We start from the raw sequence: 1,277 nt of genomic DNA, 5'->3' as shown, positions 1-1,277 counted from the left end.
CTACCCCCAGGAAAAACTTTTTCAGCAGACCCTAAATAATACCTTTCGACAAAGGATTTCTCGGCTGGTGAGAGAGAGTCTATCTTTCTCTAAAAAAATGGAGAATCACGTTGGGGAACCCTTTGGTATTTTATTCATGACTACAATGCCCAATTAGCAAAGGTTTGAGCTATCACCACTACAATAAAATCACTACCCAAATTTCATTCCTCTACGCAGAATTCACACCACCTCAAGTTCAATGCCAGACCAGAAGCTCATCAGAGCAACTTGATTCGCAATTGGCAGCCCACCACATCCGCCTTCCCATACCTAGTCGGCAATAACGGGTACGGTAGGGATCGAACCTACAACCGTCCGCTTAGAAGGCGGATGCTCTATCCATTGAGCTACGTACCCAAGAAAGCACAATTATAGATTATAGCTCCAACAGTGACAAGTGGTAGGACTAATTTTCGCCGTTGCCCCTCTTTGCCACTGTCCAAGCTTAATGATGGTGGTGATGTCCGTGGTGATGATGGTGATCGGAATGAATGTGAGGAATTGTTACAGAACTATTGACAGATAAAGCCTCTTGTGATAGTAAAGCTTCGATATGTTCCTCGGCCCAATCGGCGACCATCTGGCAAAATTCGGGGTTATCGTTGACACAGGCCATCTGCACATAATTAACCTGGTTGTGTTTGCGGCGTAAAGCTTCGATAATATGCTCCACATCCAGCAAAGTTTCGTGATTTTCCGTAGCAAAGCCAATTGGCATGAAAATTAAAGCTTTGGCCCCCAATTCGATTAAATTCTTCGCCGCTAACTCTGCATTCGGTTGCGTCCATTTAATTAAAGGGGTTTGGTGATTTAACCAACCCACAGAAATCAAGGGATAACGATAGATTAATTTTTCCCGGACTAACTCGTATAAAGCTTGACTTTCATCGATTCCCGACGTAAATCCCTTAGCTTCGTGGGGACAACCGTGATTCATTAAAATAATGCCAATTTGCGAGGGAAGACAGCTACTAGCTACCTCAGCAGCGATTTTTTCCTCCACTAACCGCGCCATTAGCTCTATGTAAGCGGGTTGGTTATAAAACGAGGGAATATAGCGCAATCCTTTGACCCAATGTTCCCCCGTTTGTCCCTGAGCTAAAGCTTTGTTAACTTGTTCGATCGCAATGCCACTGGTAAAGATAGAATCAACAACGAGGAGAGGATAGATCAAAATTTTCTCGAATCCCCGTTCGCGGATTTCCGTTAACACCTGTGCCGGTAAAAAAGGCGCG

General features: G+C 44.5%; 1 protein-coding gene, 1 tRNA gene and 1 pseudogene. 1 reads left to right on the top strand and 2 read right to left on the bottom strand.

Features of this window, described 5'->3' with window-relative positions:
• A pseudogene (locus tag PX481_RS25600) lies at positions 1-168 on the top strand (IS1 family transposase); the annotation flags it as partial.
• A 158-nt stretch (positions 169-326) separates the two neighbouring features.
• Here PX481_RS25600 and PX481_RS25595 read toward each other — a convergent pair.
• Both PX481_RS25595 and PX481_RS25590 read right to left on the bottom strand, forming a co-directional pair.
• Positions 327-399: transfer RNA gene (locus PX481_RS25595), tRNA-Arg, on the bottom strand.
• Positions 400-487: 88 nt separating this feature from the next.
• Positions 488-1,277 (bottom strand): ferrochelatase (locus PX481_RS25590; protein ID WP_288096764.1); only part of this gene is annotated, 790 nt, incomplete at its 5' end.

It is taken from the genome of Microcystis sp. M53603_WE2, assembly GCF_030065435.1.
The sequence above is the reverse complement of the archived record's forward strand: the minus strand, read 5'-3'. Positions and strand labels throughout refer to the sequence as shown.